Source organism: Trinickia violacea (genome assembly GCF_005280735.1).
Classification (GTDB): Bacteria; Pseudomonadota; Gammaproteobacteria; order Burkholderiales; family Burkholderiaceae; genus Trinickia_A; species Trinickia_A violacea.
The window spans coordinates 328,960-348,852 of record NZ_CP040077.1 but is presented as its reverse complement, the minus strand read 5'-3'; the positions used below and the strand labels follow the sequence as shown (position 1 = coordinate 348,852).

Here is a 19,893-nt window from a genome sequence, read left to right as displayed (position 1 = left end):
CCACCGGCGCTGACAAGCAGATCAGAATTGCGCCCACTCGGCGGTCGCGGCCAAGCCGGCGGCCGCCGGATGCTCGACGTGCCGCTCGACGTGCCGCTCAATGTGCCGCGCGCCTACGCCGCGCCGCTCCCGGCGGCCGAGATCGAACACGGCGACAGCGGCCTTCAACTGCCGCGCCTGATCGGCCATCGATCCCGCCGCGGCCGCCGCCTCCTCGACGAGCGCCGCGTTCTGCTGCGTCACCTGATCCATCTGCGCGACCGCCAGGCTGACCTGCTCGATACCCTTGCTCTGCTCCGAGGAAGCCGCGGAGATCTCGCCCATGATGTCGGTCACGCGCCGCACGGCCTGCGTGACCTCCGCCATCGTTTCGCCGGCCCGCTCGGCCAGCGCCGCGCCGCTGCCGACCCGCTCCGTCGAGCTTTCGATCAGCTCCTTGATCTCCTTGGCCGACACCGCGCTGCGTTGCGCGAGCGAGCGCACCTCGCCCGCCACGACCGCGAACCCGCGCCCCTGCTCGCCCGCGCGCGCCGCTTCGACGGCCGCGTTCAGCGCCAGGATGTTGGTTTGGAACGCGATGCTCTCGATCACGGCGATGATGTCAGTCATCCGCTTCGAGCCGCTCGCGAGCTCGCGCATCGTCTCGACCACCTCGCCGACCAGCACGCTGCCCTTCGCGGCGACCTCCGACGCGCCATGCGCCAGCCCGCTCGCTTGCTGCGCATTGTCGGCGTTCTGCCTCACGGTCGAGGTCAGCTCTTCCATGCTCGACGCGGTTTCCTCGAGCGACGCCGCCTGCTCTTCGGTGCGCTGCGACAAATCGGCGTTGCCCTGCGCGATCTGGTGGGAAGCCAGCGAAATCGACTCGCTCGACTCCCCGATGCCGCCGACGATCCCGGCCAGTTTGTCGCGCATGTCCTCGAGCGCATAGAGGAGGCTCGTGCTGTCGCCGGCGCGCGTATCGACGCGCACCGCCAAGTCCCCCGCCGCGATCCGGCTGGCGATCTCCATCGCGTAGCCGGGCTCGCCGCCCAGCTGGCGCGACAGGCGGCGTGCGATCAGCGCCGCCAGCAGCGCGCCCGCGGCGATCGACGCGAGCAGCAGCGCGATCATCACGCGCCGCATCGACTGAAAGGTCGCGATCGCGTTTTTCTGCGCGTCGGTCGCAAGCGAGCGCTGATACTCGATCAGCGTGCCGATCGTGTCGCGCAGCGCGACACTCGCCGCAATCGCCCGGCGCACGAGCTCCGCATGATCGACGCCGGCCGGCGCCGGGTCGACACCGACCTCGACTCGCACAATGCCTTCCCAGACGGCGTTCTTCTTCAGGACCTCGTCGAACAGCGCCTGGCCTTTGTCGGTGGACAGCGTCGCCCGATAGTGGTCGAACCCGTCGTGCATCTCCTTGAGCGAAGCGGCGATGCCGTCCTTCAGTTGCTGCCGGGCGGCATCATCGGGCGCAAAGCTCATGTTCGCGGCGGCGAGATCGGTATCGAGCTTGTGCTTGTTCGCCTCTTCCATCCAGTAGAGGCCGTCCATGTGACGGTTGCCGATGTCGTCGGCGATCTGGTGCATCGACGACAGGCTCCGCAACCCCGCCACCCCCACGAGCACGCCGAAGCCGATGACGACGGCGAACGCGCACAGCAGCTTTCTCAGGACAGTCAAATTGTCAAACCATTTCATTTCGCCATCCTTATTACGCAATTGAGTTGTGTCGCGCATGCCGCGGTGTCTCCCGCCGCTCCGGAATGCGCTCAGCTTGCGTTTACGGCACGCGTTATCCGCTCTTGATGTGCCGGATATCGGGCATAAGGCCCGGCGAATAATGGTCGGAATGAAAAGATCGGGCGTGCCATTTTTCGGCGACGCTTGTCGTTTGATCAGGTGTGCTGGTCAGCATCGACCCGCCACGCGATGAAGCCCATCGCTGTGCCCGGTGTTATCGCGTGCGCCGATAGTGAATCCGCGCCGGCACCTGCAGCGACTCCGGCTTACCCGCCCCTTCGAGCATATCGAGCACCCGTCGCAAGCTTTGAGCCGCCAGTTGCTGGCTATCCTGCACGATGGCGTCGATGGAAAGCGGCAGGCAGTCGAGCAGTTGATGATCGTCGAATACCATCAGCCGGCCCGGCGCTTGACCGAGCTTATGCGCTTGATTGATGAACGACAGCACGCCCTCGAGCAACGTGATGGAGCCCGCGAACAGCACCTCGGGATAACGCTGGTGAGCCGCGAACCAAGCCTCCATCAGCGCGTGTCCCGATTCGCGCTGGTAGTCGCGCTGGAACACCCAATCGTCGTGCTCCGTCACGCCGTGCGCCGCCAGTGCCTGGCGGTAGCCCGCCAGCCGGTCGCGGCTCGCCGACAGCTCCGGCTGGCCGCCGAAGTACACAACCTCGCGAGCGCCCTGCGTCAGCGCATCGCCGATCAGCGTCGCGACCGTTTCGGTGGCGTCGGTCACGACGTAGGGGATATCGGCATCGTCGACGCGACGGTCGGCGAACACCAGCGGCAGCCGCTTCACCCACTTTTGATAGCGCTTCGCGTCGGCCGTGCACGGCACCACGATCATGCCGTCCACCTGATGCGAGACCAGATGCGCGATGCCTTCGGTTTCGCGCGTCGGGTCTTCGTCGCTGGTCACGACCACCAGCTGATAGCCGTATTCGTCACGGCATAGCGTTTCCATCGACTGCGCGAGCGCCGCGTGCGCGGAGTTGGTGAGATCGGGGATGACGAGGCCGATGGTGTTGCTGCGCCGCGAGCGCAGCGCCCGGGCCGATTGCGACGGCGTGAAGTGATGTTCCTTCGCGACCTGCAAGACGCGTTCGACGGTGGCCGCCGAGATGCGGTAGCGTTCGGCGTAGCCATTGAGCACCATGCTCGCCGTCGTGCGCGAAACTTTCGCGAGGCGGGCAATATCGTCGATGGTCAGGCGCTCGAACTGGGTCACGCTGGCGTTTCCTCTCGGCAGACAGGCAGATGTCAGGGCCCGATAGTACTACGCCGGCGTGATGGGCAAAATACTCGCTTTGCCTGCTCTCTTACGGCTTGTAGAGATTGAGCGGGACCGGGATGAACTTGTCGACCGGCTGGCCGTCGACGAGCTTTTTCGCGGTCTGCACGCCGTACTGGCCGATCAGCTCCGGCTGCTGCTGCACGGTCGCGGCCATGTTGCCGGCCTTGACGGCGGCGACGGCGTCATCGGTGGCGTCGAAGCCGACCACGATCACGTTCTTGAGCCCCGCCGCCTGGATCGCCTTGACCGCGCCCAGGGCCATCTCGTCGTTCTGCGCAAACACGCCTTGGATGTCCTTGTTGCCCTGGATGACGTTTTCCATCACCGACAGCCCCTTCGCGCGATCGAAGTCGGCCGGCTGCTTGGTGACAACCTTCACGCCGTTGCCGGCAGCGATGGCCGTATCGAAGCCGGCGCCGCGCTCGCGTGCGGCCGACGAGCCCGGAATCCCCTGCAGCTCGACCACGTTGCCCTTGCCGCCGAGCTTCAAGAGCATGAAATCGGCTGCCATCTTGCCGCCTGCCGTATTGTCCGACGCGATGTGCGAGCTCACATCCGCGCCGTTCACGCTGCGGTCGAGCGACACCACCTTGATGCCCTTGCCCGTCGCTTCCTTCACGACGTTGGCGACGGCCGACGAGTCGGTCGGGTTGATCAGGATGACGCTGACCTTCTTCTGGATCAGGTCTTCGACGCTCGCTTGCTGCTTGGCCGGGTCGTTCTGGGCGTCGACGGTGATGAGCGTGATGCCTTCTTTCTTCGCTTCGTCCTCGGCGCCCTTCTTGAGCGAGACGAAGAACGGATTGTTGAGCGTCGAAATCGACAAGCCCACGGTCATGGCGCCGTTGGCCGCGCTGCCCGATGCCTGATCGCCGGCCGATGCGGCCGTGCTGTCCGGGCCCTGCTTCGAGCACGCGACGATGCCGAGCACCAGCAGGCTCGCGACGAGCGGCGAAATGATTCGTTTCATGGGTGATCTCCTATTCATGTCTATGTAGAGTGATGAACTGCTTCTTGCTTACTTCTTGTTCGCGCGATCGATCAGCACGGCCAGCAGAATCACGCCGCCCTTGACGACTTGCTGATAGAACGACGAGACGCCCAGCAGATTCAGGCCGTTGTTCAACACGCCGATCAGCAGCGCGCCGACGAGCGTGCCGAAGATCCAGCCGCGGCCGCCCGTCAGGCTCGTGCCGCCGAGCACGACGGCGGCGATCGCGTCGAGTTCGTAGCCGGTGCCCGCGGTCGGCTGCGCGGAATTCAGGCGCGAGGTGAGCACCACGCCCGCGAGCGCCGCCATCACGCCGGAAATCGAGTACACCCACAGCTGCACGCGATCGACCTTCACGCCCGACAGCCGCGCCGAATCGGCGTTGCCGCCCGTCGCGTAGACGTGGCGGCCGAACACGGTCTTGCGCAGCACGAACCAGAACACGCCGAACATGATCAGCATCAGCACGACGGGAATCGGGATCAGGCGCGCCACGTAGCCGCCGCCGAGCATCGAGAAGACATCGCTGTTGAAGTTGCTGATCGGGCTGCCGTCGGAGACCACCAGCGCGAGGCCGCGCAGCACGGTCATCGAACCGAGCGTGGCGATGAACGGCGCGACCTTGCCCTTGCTGATCACGAGACCGTTGACGAGGCCCATCAGACCGCCGGCGACGATGCCGAGCGCGGTGGCCAGCATCGGCGGCATGCCCGACTGCATCAGGCTCGCGATCGTCACCGACGACAGCGCCAGGATCGACCCGACCGACAAATCGATGCCGCCGAGCAGGATCACGAGCGTCATGCCGAAGCCGATCAACGCGTTGATCGACGCCTGGCGCATCACGTTGAGCAAGTTGCCGACGGTGAGGAAATCGGGGCTCGTCAGCGACAGGCCGACCGCCACGATCACGAGCGCGATGAACGGCCCGAGCTTTTGCAGCGTGGCCTTGTTACTGGGTGTCAGGATGGATTGCACGGTCTCGGTACTCGGTAGCGGCGGGAGCGGCCGCCGGTTGAATGAACAATGGCGCGGCTTCGGTCATGCGACTCTCATGGGATTCAAGCGGCGGCCATCGCCGCTTGCGCCGGCGTGCCGCCCGTGGCGGCGGTCATGATCGATTCCTGGGTGGCGTCGGCGGCGGCGAAGATGCCGTTTTGGCGGCCCTGGTGCATGACGAGGATGCGGTCGCTCATCGCGAGCACTTCCGGCAATTCCGACGACACCATCACGATCGCCACGCCCAGCGCCGCGAGCTGGTTGACGATCGTGTAGATCTCGGCCTTGCCGCCCACGTCGACGCCGCGCGTCGGTTCGTCGAGCAGCAGCACCTTCGGCGGTTCCGCGAGCCACTTGGCGAACACCACCTTCTGCTGATTGCCGCCGGAGAGCGCCTTGACGTCGAGTTCGGCGTCGCGCGTGCGAATGCGCAGTTGCTTGATGAGACCGGCGACGGCCGCGCGTTCCGCCGAATCGCTCACGACGCCAAGCCGCGCGTATCGGTTCAAGTGAACGAGCGTGGCGTTCTCGCGCACCGACATGCCGAGCACGAGCCCCTGGCTCTTGCGGTCTTCGGTGACGAAGCCGATACCGGCGCCGATTGCGCTCGACGGATCGCGAATGTCGAGCGCGCGGCCGTCGAGCGTGATCTGCCCCGCCGTCTTGCGGCTCGCGCCGAACAGGGCCTTGAGGATTTCGCTGCGGCCCGCGCCCATCAGGCCCGCGACGCCCAGCACTTCCCCCGCGCGGACGTCGAACGAAATGCCGGAGATATGACCGTCGTCGGCGAGGTTCGAGACTTTCAAGCGCACTTCGCCGGGCGTCGTATCGCGGCGCGGAAAGCGCTCGCCAATTTCGCGGCCCACCATCAGGCGCACCACGTCTTCGAAATGCGTGTCCGCGATGGCCCGCTCACCGACGAATTTGCCGTCGCGCAGCACGCTGAGCTTGTCGCAGATCTGGAAGATCTCTTCCATCCGATGCGACACATAGACGATGGCCACGCCGCGCGCCTTCAAGTCGCGCATGATCTTGAAGAGCGTCTCGATTTCGCGGTCGGTCAGCGCGGCGGTCGGTTCGTCCATCACCAGCACCTGCGCGTCGAGCGACAGCGCCTTCGCGATTTCCACCATCTGCTGCTGGCCGATCGACAGCCGCCCCGCTTCCATGTGCGGATCGATGCGCGCGGCGCCGAGCATGTCGAGCCACTTCCGCGCTTGCCGGCGCATCGCGCCCGTGTCGACCACGCCGAAGCGGCGCGGCTCGCGCCCGAGGAACAGGTTCTCCATCACCGTCAGTTGCGGGATCAGATTCAGTTCCTGGTGGATGATCGCGATGCCGAGGCGCTCGGCGTCGACGGTATGGCGGATCTGCACGGACTTGCCGTCGATGGCGATCTCGCCCGCGTCGGCCTGGTAGACGCCGGAGAGGATCTTCATCAGCGTCGATTTGCCCGCGCCGTTTTCGCCCATCAGCGCATGGATCTCGCCGGCGCCGATGTTGAAGTCGACGTTTTCGAGCACGCGCACCGGCCCGAACGCCTTGCAGATGCCGTGCAGGGTGACTTGCATCGCTCGCCTCTTGGAAACTTAGAAAATCACGCCCGAATGCAGGATCACATTCGCGTACGGGCTGCACTCTCCCGTGCGGATCACCGCTTTGGCGTGCTTGCACAGGCGCTTGAAGTCCTCGTGCGCGACGTATTCGATGCCGACGCCCGTCTTCGCGAATTGCCCGGCGCGGCCTGCGACCGCGGTGTTCTGCGTGAGGCTTTCGCTGGCGAACACCGCGCGCTCGACTTTGAAGTCGGCGAGCACGGTATCGAGCACGTCGAAGAAGCCGGGCGTGCCGATCTTCAGCGAGACATCGATGCATTCGACGCCATCGGGAATCGGCAGGCCGCAGTCGGCGATCACGAGGCTGTCGGTATGGCCCATGCCGGCGAGGACGCGCGCGATGTCGCGATTCAGGTGTCCGAGTTTTTTCATCAGGGATTCGTGAGGAACCGTTCGAGTTCGGAAAGGGTAGGCATGCCGCCTTGCGCGCCTGCGCGCGTGACCGACAGCGCGCCGGCCGCGTTTGCGCGGCGCATCGCCTCGGCGACGCCCAGATGCCAGAACGCCGCGAGCGCACCGTTGAAGGTATCGCCGGCGCCGGTCGTATCGACCGCCTGCACGGCAAAGCCCGGCTGATGTTGCAGGTCGCCGTCGTCGGTCGTGTAGTACGCGCCGTCCTTGCCGTGCGTCATCGCGATGCGGCCCGGCATGCGTTGCAGCACGGCCTTCCAGTCGGCGCCGTGGGTCTGCAGCGCGGTCGCGAGCTCGTGTTCGTTCGGCGTGAGCAGCGTGGTCAGCTCGAGCAGCTCGTCGGGGAGCGCCACGGCAGGCGCCGGGTTCAGGAAGAACGGCTTGCCGTATGCGTGCGCGACGCGCGCCGCATGGCGCACGGTCGCGAGCGGCACTTCGAGCTGGGCGAGCACGACGTCGGCATCGTGAAACGCTTGCTCGGCGCGATCGACGTCGGCCGGCGACAGCTCGTGATTCGCGCCCGGCACCACGACGATTGCGTTGTCGCCCGCGGACAGCGTGATCGCCGCGATTCCCGTGGCCTCGCGCCCAGTGGACACCCAGCGCGTATCGACGCCCTCGTTCACGAGCATCGCCTTCATCGCGTCGCCGAACGCATCGGCGCCGACGCAGCCGATCATCGTGACCTCGGCCCCGAGACGCGCCGCCGCCACCGCCTGGTTCGCGCCCTTGCCGCCCGGATATTGCGCAAAGCGCTTGCCGAACAGCGTCTCGCCGAGGCGCGGAAACGTATCGGTTTCCGTCACCAGGTCCATGTTGATGCTGCCCACCACCACAACGCGTGCCATCGCAGCCTCCTTGGGTGCCCTTGACGCCGTACCTGCTGCGGCATCGTTATTCTCTCAGCTAAAACGTAATCAGCTTGGGGCGGAGTTATACCAGAGGCCGCACATGGATGGAAGTGGGACTAGGGAATTACCTGACTGATCCTCCGAGGCCGAGATTTCGGCCACGCAAACGTCCCGATTCTGAGTTTTAAGCCGGAGGCCCTCACCCGCCTCCGGCTCCTTCACAAAAAACTCAATCAAATCAAAGGCGCACGCCTCGCGACAAAGCCCTCGTGCGCATGGCATACACATTGCGTTGTCTCCCGCGACAAACCCGTCCCGCGCGCAACGCCTCGTTGCCGCCGGCACAGCATGAACGACACGCGGCGTCCGAGCCGCTCTATGGAGACAACCGTGACCCCACGCCGCCCCGCTTACGCGACCGCCCTTCGCTAGTCGCCCCTTTTCCTTTGGCTTAGCCGCGCCCGCCGCCGCACGGCGCAGGTCGGCAACAGCCTCGACACCCGCATCAACCCATCCGTCAGGGAACGCCCCGCAAGGAGACGCTATGCAAGTCACCGGAATGCTGTACGGCTCGAAACTGCTGCAATTTGGCGGATTTCCGACCGCCGACGTGCTCGGCCCCGATGCCAGCGAAGAGCAGATCAAGGCGCTGATCGACCGCCACGGTTCCGTGTTCGTGAAGCCCGTGTTCAAAGGCGGCGTGGGCAAGAAAGGCAAGGCCGGGCTCGTGGGCCGCGCGAGCGACTTAAGGACCGCTTTGAAGGAAAAAGAGCGCCTCTACTTCGTCGAGCACCGCCACGGCAATCAGTGCGCGAAGGCGAACGGCGTGACATTCGAAGGCGCGGTGCCGGCCGAGCACGAGGTCTACTTCTCGATCTCCGATTCGACGCACTTTCGCGCGCCCACGATGACGCTCACGCATCACGGCGGCGTCGACATCGAAGAGCTCGAGCCCGGCATGATCGCGCAAGTGCCGTTCGATCCGCTCACGGGCTTGAAGGCGTTCGTCGTCGCCAACGCGCTCTCGCAGCTGAACGCGCCGAAGGAAATCATCTCGCCGCTCGTCCAGCATCTGCCGAAGCTCTGGGAGCTGTATCACAACTTCGGCATGACCACGCTCGAGCTGAATCCGATCCGCATGCAGCCCGGCAAGGACGGGCGCTTGACACCCGTCGCCTGCGATTTCAAATGCGGGTTCGATCGCGACGACCCGCGCTGGCAGCGCCTGAATCTGCCCGCCCACCTCTTTGCCGTCGACTTCTCCGACTTCGAATCGGAGATCAACCAGCTGCGCACCTACCAGGGCCAAAGCGACGTCTACGTGATCAATGAGCGCGGCACGATCCTCGCGCCGACGTTCGGCGGCGGCGCCAACTCGCTCGTCTCCGAAATGCTCGGCGACGACGCGATCATCTCGTCGGACTTCGGCGGCAACCCGCCCTACGAAAAGATGAAGGAGGTCGCGCGCATCTGCTTCAAGCACTGGCTCAAGCAGGCGAACGTGCTGTTCATCATCGGCGGCAAGTCGAACAACACCGACATCTTCGAGACGCTGCGCGCGATGGCCGATGCGCTGCGCGAGCACTTCAGCCAGCACGGGCCGACGCCGCTCTATGTCGTGGTCGGCCGCGGCGGTCCCAACCTGATCCGCGGCATGGGCGCGATGCGCGACACCTGCGACGCGCTCGGCCTGCCCTACAGCATCTTCGGCTTCGACTCCGACATCAGCGAGGTCATCCACTACGCGAAGGCGGCCGATGCGTGGATGAAAGCGGGCGGACGCGAGCAGGTCGCGGCGATGATCAACGCGGCCCCGGCCGCGCTGGCTTGAACGTCGCGCAAACGGCAAAGAACGGAGTCGGAGGAACACAATGGACAAGCAAGGCGCAGGGCAATTCAAGTACTACGTCGGCATCAGCTCGCTCGCGCAAGCCGCGACGCGCGACGACCGCGTGTGCGTGCTGAACATCCTCGGCGGCGAATCGAAGCAAGTGACGCCCGTCGGCCACGCCTATTCGGGCGGGAACGTCGTGTTCGGCACGTCGCCGGGGCGGCGCGGGCACGTGCTCGAAACCGCGGCGGGCAACATCCCCGTCTACAACACGGTGCTCGAAGGGCTGCAAGCGGGGCACCGCTTCAATTGCGGCGTGATCTATCTGCCGCCGTCGGCTGCGCGCGACGGCGTGGCGGAATTGATCCGCGTGAATCCCGAGCTGAAGAAGATCTTCATCGTCACCGAAAAGCTCTCGGTGCACGACTCGCGCGAGATCCGCGCGATGGGTCAGCACAACGGCATCGACATCTTTGGCGGCAACAGCCTCGGCATCGCCGATGCATGGAACCGCGTGCGCATCGGCGGCGCGCTCGGCGGCGACAGCCCCGACGAGGCGCTCAAGAAAGGCTCGATCGCGATCTTCTCGAACTCGGGCAACTTCACGACGACGATCGCCACCTACCTGCGCATGGCCGGCTGGGGCACGACGACGCTGATGTCGAGCGGCAAGGACGTCTATATCCACTTCGCCGCGCCCGAATTCGCGTTCGCGCTCGCCAACGACGCACGCAGCAAGGCCGCTGTGCTCTATTCGGAGCCAGGCGGTTATTACGAGCGCGACGCGGACTTCACGAAGCCGGTGGTGGCATGCGTCGTCGGGCGCTGGAAGAAGAAGCTCACGCGCGCGGTCGGCCACGCGGGCGCGCTCGCGGGCGGCGACGACGACGCGTCGGCGAAGGAACGCTGGTTCATGGAGAAGTTCGAGGTTGACCGCGTGTTCACGCCGGAAGACCCTGTCGTGAGCGCGAAGGGCGCGGTCGTGACCAACATCGCACACATTCCCGCGGCGCTCACGGCCGTGATGCGCGAGAACGGCGCGCGACCCGACTTCGCGCCCGAGGGCAGCTTGGCGCTGAAGCCCTGGTTCCGCTCGACGCGCGCCCTCGCGCTGCCGCCCGAACTCGATCTGCCGGCCGTCACGGCGATGCCGCCCTACGACGCGCAGATCGCCGGATTGAACCGCCAAATCGGCGTCGTGCTGCCGCGCCAGAACATGAAGGACGCCTCGGGCGCCTCGCAGATGGACCCGAAGACGCAAGTCACGAGCCTGCACGGCGTGACGATGCTACAAGCCGCGCAGTACCCGCTCGAAGCGAACCTGTGCCTCGCGTTGTTGCACGAGCCCGGCGGCGTGAACGACGCGAAGCTCGCGAGCGTCGCGGTAGGCGCCGAAGTCAACCTCGCAGGCGATGCGACGCTCGTCGCCGCGCAGGCCGCGCGCGAGGCGGGCAACGCACCGAACAGCGTGCTGGCCGCGGCATTGAGCATCGTCGGACCGGGCCGAGCGAACGGCGCACGACGCGCAGCGAAAGCGCTGATCGAGCTCGGCGCGGCGGCGGGTTTGCAAGACGCGCTTGACGAAGGCTTCGACACCTCAGCATTCGAAGCAACCGATGCCGACACGCGCGCGCTGCTCACAAGCGCCACACCCGACGAAAAAGCCGAAGCGATGCTCGCGGGCCTCGCCAAGCGCGAAGCGAAGTCGGTCTTCGTGCGCTACCTGCGAACGCTCGACGGCCACCCTACCGCCGACGCCGTCCTCGCTGCGATCACGACGACGATCGGCTGGGGGCCTTTGATGCGCAAGCGCGTATGCCGCCTCACCGTCGAAAACCTGCCTTGGTGGATGCGCCTCTTCGGCACGTTGATCGGCGCGTCGGTCGATGCCGAGCGGCACACGCCTCACCGCTTCTGCGGCATCTCCACCGACGAGCTCCTCGGCGAGCGCTCGCTCACCGAAGTCGCCTGTTCCGCGCTGATCGGAGCCGTGCCCAATGAGACCGATCTGTTCGGATTCCAGACGCTCGTGGGCCTGTTGCTCACGAACGGACCGGGCGCGATTTCCGCGCAAGGCGCGAAGGGCGCGGTATCGGCCGACGGCCCGGAGACGCCGGAGCGCATCCAGTTGAACAAGGCGATGGTCGGCTTCCTCACGCATGCGGGTTACGCGCATGGCGGCAACGGCTACGAGGGCGTTTCGTTCCTGCTCGAACGCTTCAAGGGCGTGACGCTTGCCAACCCTGGCGATCGCGCGCACGGCCTGGACCTGCAGACGATGGCCGCCGAGTTCGCGCGCGCCTACGGGGCCGAGCGCACCGAGCGCAAGGAGGTGGGCGCCGAGCAAGCCCGCGCGCTGCCCTGCATCAACCACCCGGTGTTCAAGGGCAAGCCCGTCAACGTGGATCCGCGCGAAGCGTTCGTGCGCGAGCTGTTCGAAGCGCGCGGCGAGTACAACATCTTCCACGACTACTACCGCACGCTGGTGCAGGCGCTCTATGACGAGAACGTCACGCGCAACGTGTTCGCGGTCAACGTCGATGCGGTCATCGCTTCGCTGCTCTTGAAGATGCTGTGGGCGCGCTACCGCTCGGGTGACATCTCCGACAAGGCGCTCGAAACCGCTGCGTTCACGGTGTTCCTGTACGGCCGGATGATCGGCTGCGCGGCGGAGATCGACGACCACATGAACCGGGGCCGCAACCTCGATACGCGAACGCCGCAATCCGAGGTGCGCTTCGTCGCCTAACCAACGGACCTCAAACCAACCTTTAACTCAAATCAGAAGGCCGGGCCGCAAAACCGCGGCGTGGGACCACCGGCCTTCCCTTGTCAGGAGACATGCCGTGCATAGCACCTCGTCCGCAACCCCGCTGCCGGCGCAGCCAACTCAACCGGCGCAACGGCTCGACGCTCAACCGAAATTCTGGCCCGAAGGCTGGTGGAAGCTGATGGAATACCGGATCGGGATCATCCCGCTGCCGGTCTACGTGATGCTGCTCTTGCTGATCGGCGGTTTCGCGATTTCCGGCAAGGTGCCGGGCGAGATCTCGATGGCGATCGCCGTGCTCGCCTTCTTCGGCTTCACGTGCGCCGAGTTCGGCAAGCGCTTGCCGATCGTCCGCCATATCGGCGCGGCGGCGATCTTCGCCACCTTCATTCCGTCGGCGCTCACCTATTACCACTTGCTGCCGAAGCCCATTCTGTCGCTGACGACGGAGTTCACGAAGCAGACCAACTTCCTCTATTTGTTCATCGCCTCGATCATCGTCGGCAGCATTCTCGGCATGGACCGGCGCGTGCTGATCCGCGGCTTCATCAAGATTTTCGTGCCGCTCGCGGCAGGCACCATCGCCGCGATGATCGTCGGCACGGCGGTCGGCACCGCGCTCGGGCTCGGCATGCGCCACACGTTCCTCTATATCGTCGTGCCGATCATGGCGGGCGGCGTGGGCGAAGGCGCGATTCCCCTGTCGGTCGGGTATTCGGAGATCCTGCATCTGCCGCAGGGCGAAATGTTCGCAGCCGTGCTGCCGCCCGTGATGCTCGGCAGCCTCACGGCGATCGTGCTGTCCGGCGCGCTCGACATGCTCGGCAAGCGCCTGCCGCATCTCACCGGCCAGGGTCGTCTGCAAGTGGGCGAGCAAGACGAGCCGGAGACCGGTAAGGAAGAGATCACCGGTCACGTCGATGTCACCCATATCGCCGCCGCCGGCATCACCGCGATCACGTTGTATCTGCTCGGCCTCATGTGCCGCAACTTGTTCGGCCTGCCGGCGCCGGTCGCGATGCTGTTCATCGCGGTGTTCGTGAAGCTCGCGCGCGCGGTCTCGCCGCAACTGCAGGAAGGCGCGTTCGTCGTCTACAAGTTCTTCTCGACCGCCGTGACCTATCCGCTGCTGTTTGCGATCGGCGTCGCGATGACGCCGTGGGACAAGCTCGTGGCGTCGTTCACGTTCGCCAACGTGATCACGATCGTCGTCACCGTGGCGACGCTGATGGGCACCGGCTTCGTCGTCGGGCGTCTCTTGAAGATGTACCCGATCGACACCGCGATCGTGAACGCCTGCCACAGCGGCCAGGGCGGCACCGGCGACGTCGCGATCCTCACGGCCGCGAACCGCATGCAGCTGATGCCGTTCGCGCAGATCGCGACGCGCATCGGCGGCGCGATCGTCGTCACGCTGACGCTGCTCGTGCTCGCGCACGTCGGATGATCCGGCGGCACGCCGAGCGCCTTGGCGGAGCCCCGCGCCGGTTCGGCAAGCTGTACGCCGCATCGCCGATTTGCCAAAATGAGCCGACGTTTAACGCCGGCGGGGCATCGATGAGGTCGTTCGCGCGCATCAAAGTGCGGGGCATTCCCCTATGGGGATGGATGGCGGCAGCCGCGCTGTATGTCGTTGCAGCGGGGCTCGCCGTCGACATTGCATGGCAGCGGTCGATCGATTCGATCGCCGAGGTCGGCAGCCATCGGCTCGACCTCTATGCCGCTGCGCTCAGAAGCGAGCTGGGACGCTACGAGACCGTGCCCGGCATCGTCGCGCGGCAGGACAGCGTGCGTGCGTTGTTGCGCACTCAGCCTGACGCGGCACGCGCAGCGCTGCTGCCCATCGTCAATCACTATCTCGAAGCCGTGAACGGCGACACCGGCGGCGTCGCGGTCGACGTGATCGACCTGCACGGCGAGGTGATCGCCGCCAGCAACTGGAACCAGCCGCTCTCGTTCATCGGCACCAACGTGTCCTATCGGCCGTACTTTCAGGACGCGCTGGCTCGCGGCTCGGGTCGATTTTTCGGCATCGGCACGAACACCGGGATGCCCGGCCTTTACTTCGCAAGCGCCGTGCTCGATGCCGGAAAGCCGATCGGCGCGGTGGCGGTGAAGGTGAGCGTCGACGCCCTCGAATCGGCGTGGCGTTCGCCGGGCGAGGCCGCGATGGTGGTCGACGGCAACGGCGTGATCGTGATCTCGACCGTGCCCGCGTGGAAGTTCACCGCGCTCACGCCGATCACGCCGGACCGGCAGCGGCAGATCGAGGCATCCAAGCAATACGCGGGCCGCGCCGTGCCGCTGTTGCCGCATCGCCGGCTCGACGACTGGGACGCGTCGGCGCGTTTCGCGCGCTATCCCGACTGGACGCGGCCCGGCCACGACACACGCTATCTCGAGCTGTCGCGGCCCGCGCCGCAGGCCGGCGACTCGATCCGGGTGCTGCTCGACGTCGAGCCGGCCATGCGACAGCAGCGCACCGCATTCGCCTTCGTCACCGCGCTGTTCATGATCGCCGGGCTGTACACGCTGTATGCGATCCAGCGCCGCCGCGCGATCGCCGAAAAGCTCAAGGGGCAAGACGCACTGCGCCGCGCAAACGATCGCTTGGAAGCGACCGTCGAAGCGCGTACCGCGGAACTGACGGCGGCCAACGTCGGCATGCAGCGCGAAATCGCGGAGCGCGCGCGCACCGAGCAGGAGCTCGTGCACGCGGGCAAGCTCGCGGTGCTCGGGCAAATGGCGGCCGGTCTCACGCACGAGCTGAACCAGCCGCTTGGCGCGATCCGCACGCTGTCGGACAATGCGCGCGCGTTTATCGAGCGCGGTCAGCAGCCGCTCGCGATCGCGAATCTCGAGCGCATCTCGAAGCTCGTCGACGGGATGGCGGTGCTCACGAGCGAATTGAAGACGTTCGCGCGGAAGTCCGACGTCGAACGCGTCGCGGTTTCGCTCGACGATGCCGTGGCCCACGCGCTGTTGATCTACGAAGCGCGGATGCGCACGGACGAGGTGCAGGTCGACGTTCGCATTCCGGCCGGCACGATGGTCTGCGCGGAGCCGAGCCAGCTGCAGCAGGTGCTCGTCAACCTGCTCGGCAACGCGCTCGACGCCGTCGCTTCCGAGCCGCAGCGCCACATCTCGATCGAGGCGCAGCCCGCCGAGCAACCGGGCCGCGTGCTGTTCTCGATCGCCGACAGCGGCGCGGGCATCGCGCCCGACGTCCTCGCGCATCTGTTCGAGCCGTTCGTCACGACCAAGCCGCGCGGACGCGGCTTAGGGCTCGGCCTCGCGATCACGTCGCGGCTCGTGCTCGGCTTCGGCGCGCGCATCTCGGCATCGAACCGGCCCGACGGGGGCGCGCAGTTCACGATCGAATTCATGAGCATGACGGAAACAGGGGTAGTCGATGGGTAACGAAATCAGCGTGGTGGTGGTCGAGGACGACGAGAACGTGCGGCTCGGCGTCGAGCAGGCGATCGCGCTGGCGGGTTTTCCGGTGCGTGCGTATGCGTCCGCGGCCTCGGCCCTCGCCGAGGCCGCGCCTGGCGCGCCCGTGGTGTTCGTTTCCGACGTGCGGATGCCGGAAATCGACGGCCTGCAACTCCTCGCGCGCGTGCTCGCAGCCGATCCGCAGATCCCCGTCGTGCTGATCAGCGGACACGCCGACATTTCGACCGCGGTCGGCGCGATGCACGTCGGCGCATACGACTTCATCGAGAAGCCGTTTTCCTCCGAACACATCGCGAGCCGCGTCGCGCGCGCCGTGGAGAAGCGGCGGCTCACGCTCGAAGTCCAGGGCCTGCGCGACGCGCTCAACAACTGGCGCGGCATCGAGGCAGCGGTGCTCGGCAAGTCGCCCGCGATGGCCGAGGTGCGCAAGAAGATTCTCCGGCTCGCGGATACGTCGGTGTCGGTGCTGATCACGGGCGAAACCGGCACCGGCAAGGAGCTGATCGCGCGCGGTCTCCACGAGTTCGGCAACCGGCGCGACCATCATTTCGTCGCGCTCAATTGCGGCGGTCTGCCGGAGCCGCTGTTCGAGAGCGAGCTCTTCGGGCACGAGTCCGGCGCGTTCACAGGCGCCGTGAAAAGCCGCGTGGGCAAGGTCGAATGGGCGCATCGCGGCACGCTCTTTCTCGACGAGATCGAGACGATGCCCGTGCCGCTTCAGATCAAACTGCTGCGCGTGCTGCAGGAGCGGCAGATCGAGCGCCTCGGCACGAACGAACCGATTTCAGTGGATTGCCGGATCGTGGCGGCGTCGAAGGCGGATCTCGGGGAACTCGCGAAAGACGGGCGTTTTCGCGCGGACCTGCTCTATCGGCTGAACGTCGCGCAGATCGAGCTGCCGCCGCTGCGCGAACGCCGCGAGGACGTGCCGCTGTTATTCGAGCACTTCGTGCTGTCCGCCGCGCAGCGCTTCGGGCAGACCGCGCCGATCGTCTCGGCGGCGCAGGTCTCCGAGCTGATGGCGCATCAGTGGCCGGGCAACGTGCGGGAATTGCAGAACGTCGCCGACCGCTTCGTGCTCGGCCTCGCCGGCGACACGCTGGTGCCCGACGAAGGCCGCGCGGCGCCCGCCGGCACGCTCGCCGAGCAGCTCGCGCACTTCGAGTTCGTGCTCATCGAAGAAATGCTGCGCCGCCACCACGGCAATGTCAGCGACGCGAGCGCCGCGCTCGGCATGCCGAAGAAGACGCTTTATCACAAGATGCGGCAGTTCAAGCTCGCCGCGGGCGATGGGTCGGCGGGGATGGAATAAGCAGCAGGCGCCGCCCGCCGCTAGCCGGATCGGTATAGCGTGCATAAAACGGTACCTTGCATAAAACAATACCGGCTGCTATCCTTCGCTTCACGTTGGCCAGGGCCTTAGTCCATCCGCCGACAGTGCATAGCAAAGTACCTTGCAAAGCACAGCACTAGACGGAACTGCCCCCACGCTCACTGCGTTCGCTGCCCCCCGCGGGGGCGGTTAGTGCGCTTGGGGCGGCCCGGCGCGCACTAACTTGGAATGGCATGAAGACTCAACTGAAAAAGGGAACGCTCGACATGTGCGTGCTGGCCGTGCTGGCCCGCGGCGACAGCTACGCCTACGAGCTCGTTTCGACACTCTCGGAAACGATGGAGATCAGCGAAGGAACCATCTATCCCCTGATGCGCCGGCTGCAGGCGGAGGCGTGGGTGTCGACCTACCTCGTCGAATCGACCTCGGGCCCGCCGCGCAAGTACTACTCGCTGACCGGGCCAGGGCGCAAAGCGCTCGCCGAGATGGAAGAGGAATGGAAGAGCTTCGTCGATGAAGTCAATGGCGTGCTGGGACTGCCCGGCACGAGGCAGGACAAGCAGGACAAAGGAGAACAGCAATGAAGCAGGACGCATTCATCCAGCAATTGCGCCAAGAGCTAGGCCGCCTGCCGAAAGAAGCCGTCGATGAAATCGTCGCCGACTATCGCGAGTACATCGGCGACGCGCTCGCCGCCGGCCGCCAGGAAGAAGAAGTGATCGCCGCGCTCGGCGACCCGGTCAAGCTCGCTCGCGAACTGAAGGCGCAGGCGAACTACCGCCAGTGGGAAAAGCGCCGCTCGTTCGGCAACCTGATGCGTGTGGTCGGCGCGGTCGCCGGGCTCGGCTTCCTGCAACTGGTGCTGCTCGTGCCGTTCCTGCTTTACCTGTTCGTGCTGACGCTGGGCTACGTGATCTCGAGCGCCCTCGCCATTGCGGGGCTCGTCACGGTGCTCGCGATTACGAGCCATCACTTCTTCGGCAAGCCCGCGCTCGACGCCCTGCCCTTTTCGTTGACCGAAAGCAACGACGCATCCACCAACGCTGCCCTCTCCGGCGATGCCGCGAGCGCCGATGAAAAAGCCGCCGACGCGCTCAGCGACATGAAGGACCTGAAGATCGTCGGCAACCGCTTCGTCTTCGATTTGCAAGACGGCGGCAAGGTGAACCTCGTCACGCGCGCAGGGCCGCTCGCCATCCGCAAAGACAACGACAAGCTCGAAATCACGGCGCCGAGCGACGCCGCACGCGCCCTGCTCACCAACGGTCAGGACAGCACGCTCAGCATCGCCCGCGACGACGTCACCGTGCTCGACCTGCGCGACGAGGACGGCGACCGCGTTTCGTTCGCGCGCACCGGTCCGAATGGAAAATCGGCATGGCACATCCGGGGTGAGGACGACGAGAACGTGTCGTTCGAGCAGGACCCCAACGGCCACACGAGCCGCCTCGTCATCAAGAGCGGCGAGGATTCGGTCACCATCGACGGCACCAAGATTGCGATCGCGAACGGCAAGGACCACGTGCAGATCAGCAACTCAGGCGGCTTGCTCGCCAATTCGGCAAACCACGGCATGGCTTTCGGGTACGCGCTCGCCATGCTCGCGTTCGGCATCCTCGGTCTGGTGCTGTGCGTTTGGCTGACCCGCTTCACGTGGCGTGCGCTGGCTCGCTATGTGAAGCACCAGATCGACATCGTAACGGCCAGCCTCGACCGCGAGCAGGCCACTTGAAACGCCGGCGGTCGGCCTCGAGTCGAGGCTGTCGCGGGCCCATTGACTTATCGCTAAGACAAAGGAATCGCCATGAACACCGATTGCCTGAACAGCGCTTCACCTGTTGTCCGTCTTCAACGCGCTCCGGCGCTGCGGTATCCCGAAGGACAGGAAGTCGGCGCTATCGCCGTCGTCAAGTGGCTTGCAAGTGGTTTTCAAGCGGCGCGCGTCCAACCCGTGATGTGGCTCGCCGCGATCCTCGGCTGCGCCGACTTCGCCACGCTTCTCCATCTGTTTCCGATGTTTCGGCCGGTTGCGGTGCTGCTCGCGCCGCTCGTCATCGGCGCCCTGGTGTTTGCGCAGGCGCGTGCGCGCACCGGTGAGCCCGCGACGCTGAGTGAGGTGCTCAAGGCAGTCGCGCAACACCGCAACGCGCTGATCGCGATCGGGCTCACCAGCGCGGCGATCGTCGTCGCCGGCTACGCGATCCTGTTCGCGACGCTCCACGTATCGATGAAGGCGGCTGCGATGGCGAACGGCACGCATGGTCTCTTGATCGCCTACGTCGGCGGACAGGATTGGCGCGGCGTGATGGGTTCGATGGCCGGCGTGCCGATCTTTGCGCTCGCGCTTGCCGCGGCCTGGTTTGCTCCCGCGCTCGCGATGCTGCACGACATGACGCCGCTCGATGCGATCGCAGCCAGCATCAAGGGTGTCTTGCGCAACTGGCCGATGGCGCTCGTCTACCTCATCGCGCTGACGCTCGCCGCATGGGTCGCGCCGATGATGCATTTGACGGCGTTCGCGCTCGTCGTGACGCCTGCGCTCGCGGCGCTGATGCTGCTCTCGATGTACGGCGGGTATCGCGACGTATTCGTCGGGCGTTGAGCGATAGGGGC

Annotated in this window: 15 protein-coding genes; 8 read left to right on the top strand and 7 right to left on the bottom strand. The window is 65.9% G+C overall.

Features of this window, described 5'->3' with window-relative positions; translation table 11 throughout:
• Nucleotides 1–21 precede the first annotated feature (21 nt).
• The 7 genes from FAZ95_RS01455 to rbsK all read right to left on the bottom strand — a co-directional run bounded on the left by FAZ95_RS01455 (nt 22) and on the right by rbsK (nt 7,887).
• The gene (locus FAZ95_RS01455) at nt 22–1,686 is read right to left on the bottom strand and encodes a methyl-accepting chemotaxis protein (RefSeq protein ID WP_137330803.1); all 1,665 of its coding nucleotides are present in this window, start codon (nt 1,684–1,686) and stop codon (nt 22–24) included.
• 256 nt (nt 1,687–1,942) lie between these two features.
• A complete protein-coding gene (locus FAZ95_RS01450; RefSeq protein WP_137330802.1) occupies nt 1,943–2,956 on the bottom strand; it encodes a LacI family DNA-binding transcriptional regulator in 1,014 nt (337 codons plus the stop codon).
• A gap of 91 nt (nt 2,957–3,047) precedes the next feature.
• The gene (gene rbsB, locus FAZ95_RS01445) at nt 3,048–3,992 is read right to left on the bottom strand and encodes a ribose ABC transporter substrate-binding protein RbsB (protein ID WP_137330801.1); all 945 of its coding nucleotides are present in this window, start codon (nt 3,990–3,992) and stop codon (nt 3,048–3,050) included.
• 48 nt (nt 3,993–4,040) lie between these two features.
• On the bottom strand, nt 4,041–4,991 hold the full coding sequence (locus tag FAZ95_RS01440) for an ABC transporter permease (protein WP_217497419.1): 951 nt from the start codon (nt 4,989–4,991) through the stop codon (nt 4,041–4,043).
• A gap of 83 nt (nt 4,992–5,074) precedes the next feature.
• Entirely contained in the window at nt 5,075–6,583 is a 1,509-nt protein-coding gene (locus FAZ95_RS01435) for a sugar ABC transporter ATP-binding protein (RefSeq protein WP_137330800.1), read from the bottom strand.
• Nucleotides 6,584–6,601: 18 nt separating this feature from the next.
• On the bottom strand, nt 6,602–7,000 hold the full coding sequence (gene rbsD / locus FAZ95_RS01430) for a D-ribose pyranase (protein ID WP_137330799.1): 399 nt from the start codon (nt 6,998–7,000) through the stop codon (nt 6,602–6,604).
• Nucleotides 7,000–7,887: a ribokinase gene (rbsK, locus tag FAZ95_RS01425; protein WP_137330798.1), complete on the bottom strand. Its 888-nt coding sequence runs from the start codon at nt 7,885–7,887 to the stop codon at nt 7,000–7,002. Before rbsK ends, rbsD begins: the two co-directional genes overlap by 1 nt.
• A gap of 547 nt (nt 7,888–8,434) precedes the next feature.
• On the opposite strand from rbsK, the gene FAZ95_RS01420 reads away from it, so the two are divergent.
• The 8 genes from FAZ95_RS01420 to FAZ95_RS01385 all read left to right on the top strand — a co-directional run bounded on the left by FAZ95_RS01420 (nt 8,435) and on the right by FAZ95_RS01385 (nt 19,882).
• Nucleotides 8,435–9,721 (top strand): ATP citrate lyase citrate-binding domain-containing protein, encoded by a 1,287-nt coding sequence (locus tag FAZ95_RS01420; RefSeq protein ID WP_137330797.1) that lies wholly within the window; start codon nt 8,435–8,437, stop codon nt 9,719–9,721.
• A gap of 40 nt (nt 9,722–9,761) precedes the next feature.
• The gene (locus tag FAZ95_RS01415; RefSeq protein WP_137330796.1) at nt 9,762–12,470 is read left to right on the top strand and encodes a CoA-binding protein; all 2,709 of its coding nucleotides are present in this window, start codon (nt 9,762–9,764) and stop codon (nt 12,468–12,470) included.
• A 124-nt stretch (nt 12,471–12,594) separates the two neighbouring features.
• On the top strand, nt 12,595–13,938 hold the full coding sequence (locus tag FAZ95_RS01410) for a 2-hydroxycarboxylate transporter family protein (RefSeq protein ID WP_254699879.1): 1,344 nt from the start codon (nt 12,595–12,597) through the stop codon (nt 13,936–13,938).
• 110 nt (nt 13,939–14,048) lie between these two features.
• A complete protein-coding gene (locus tag FAZ95_RS01405) occupies nt 14,049–15,911 on the top strand; it encodes a sensor histidine kinase (RefSeq protein ID WP_137330794.1) in 1,863 nt (620 codons plus the stop codon).
• Nucleotides 15,904–17,259 (top strand): sigma-54-dependent transcriptional regulator, encoded by a 1,356-nt coding sequence (locus FAZ95_RS01400; RefSeq protein WP_137330793.1) that lies wholly within the window; start codon nt 15,904–15,906, stop codon nt 17,257–17,259. Before FAZ95_RS01405 ends, FAZ95_RS01400 begins: the two co-directional genes overlap by 8 nt.
• Nucleotides 17,260–17,513: 254 nt before the next feature.
• The gene (locus tag FAZ95_RS01395; RefSeq protein ID WP_137330792.1) at nt 17,514–17,864 is read left to right on the top strand and encodes a PadR family transcriptional regulator; all 351 of its coding nucleotides are present in this window, start codon (nt 17,514–17,516) and stop codon (nt 17,862–17,864) included.
• Nucleotides 17,861–19,012, top strand: coding sequence for a DUF1700 domain-containing protein (locus tag FAZ95_RS01390; RefSeq protein WP_137330791.1), 1,152 nt, complete (start codon nt 17,861–17,863; stop codon nt 19,010–19,012). Before FAZ95_RS01395 ends, FAZ95_RS01390 begins: the two co-directional genes overlap by 4 nt.
• A 72-nt stretch (nt 19,013–19,084) precedes the next feature.
• Nucleotides 19,085–19,882, top strand: coding sequence for a BPSS1780 family membrane protein (locus FAZ95_RS01385; protein ID WP_137330790.1), 798 nt, complete (start codon nt 19,085–19,087; stop codon nt 19,880–19,882).
• Nucleotides 19,883–19,893 lie beyond the last annotated feature (11 nt).

What these genes read in the sequence shown, in the direction of transcription:
- FAZ95_RS01395 (WP_137330792.1), top strand. Translation starts at nt 17,514, where the DNA reads ATGAAGACTCAACTGAAAAAGGGAACGCTCGACATGTGCGTGCTGGCC.
- FAZ95_RS01405 (WP_137330794.1), top strand. Translation starts at nt 14,049, where the DNA reads ATGAGGTCGTTCGCGCGCATCAAAGTGCGGGGCATTCCCCTATGGGGA.
- rbsD (WP_137330799.1), bottom strand. Translation starts at nt 7,000, where the DNA reads ATGAAAAAACTCGGACACCTGAATCGCGACATCGCGCGCGTCCTCGCC.
- FAZ95_RS01455 (WP_137330803.1), bottom strand. Translation starts at nt 1,686, where the DNA reads ATGAAATGGTTTGACAATTTGACTGTCCTGAGAAAGCTGCTGTGCGCG.
- FAZ95_RS01400 (WP_137330793.1), top strand. Translation starts at nt 15,904, where the DNA reads ATGGGTAACGAAATCAGCGTGGTGGTGGTCGAGGACGACGAGAACGTG.
- FAZ95_RS01390 (WP_137330791.1), top strand. Translation starts at nt 17,861, where the DNA reads ATGAAGCAGGACGCATTCATCCAGCAATTGCGCCAAGAGCTAGGCCGC.
- FAZ95_RS01415 (WP_137330796.1), top strand. Translation starts at nt 9,762, where the DNA reads ATGGACAAGCAAGGCGCAGGGCAATTCAAGTACTACGTCGGCATCAGC.
- rbsK (WP_137330798.1), bottom strand. Translation starts at nt 7,887, where the DNA reads ATGGCACGCGTTGTGGTGGTGGGCAGCATCAACATGGACCTGGTGACG.
- FAZ95_RS01435 (WP_137330800.1), bottom strand. Translation starts at nt 6,583, where the DNA reads ATGCAAGTCACCCTGCACGGCATCTGCAAGGCGTTCGGGCCGGTGCGC.
- FAZ95_RS01420 (WP_137330797.1), top strand. Translation starts at nt 8,435, where the DNA reads ATGCAAGTCACCGGAATGCTGTACGGCTCGAAACTGCTGCAATTTGGC.
- rbsB (WP_137330801.1), bottom strand. Translation starts at nt 3,992, where the DNA reads ATGAAACGAATCATTTCGCCGCTCGTCGCGAGCCTGCTGGTGCTCGGC.
- FAZ95_RS01385 (WP_137330790.1), top strand. Translation starts at nt 19,085, where the DNA reads ATGAACACCGATTGCCTGAACAGCGCTTCACCTGTTGTCCGTCTTCAA.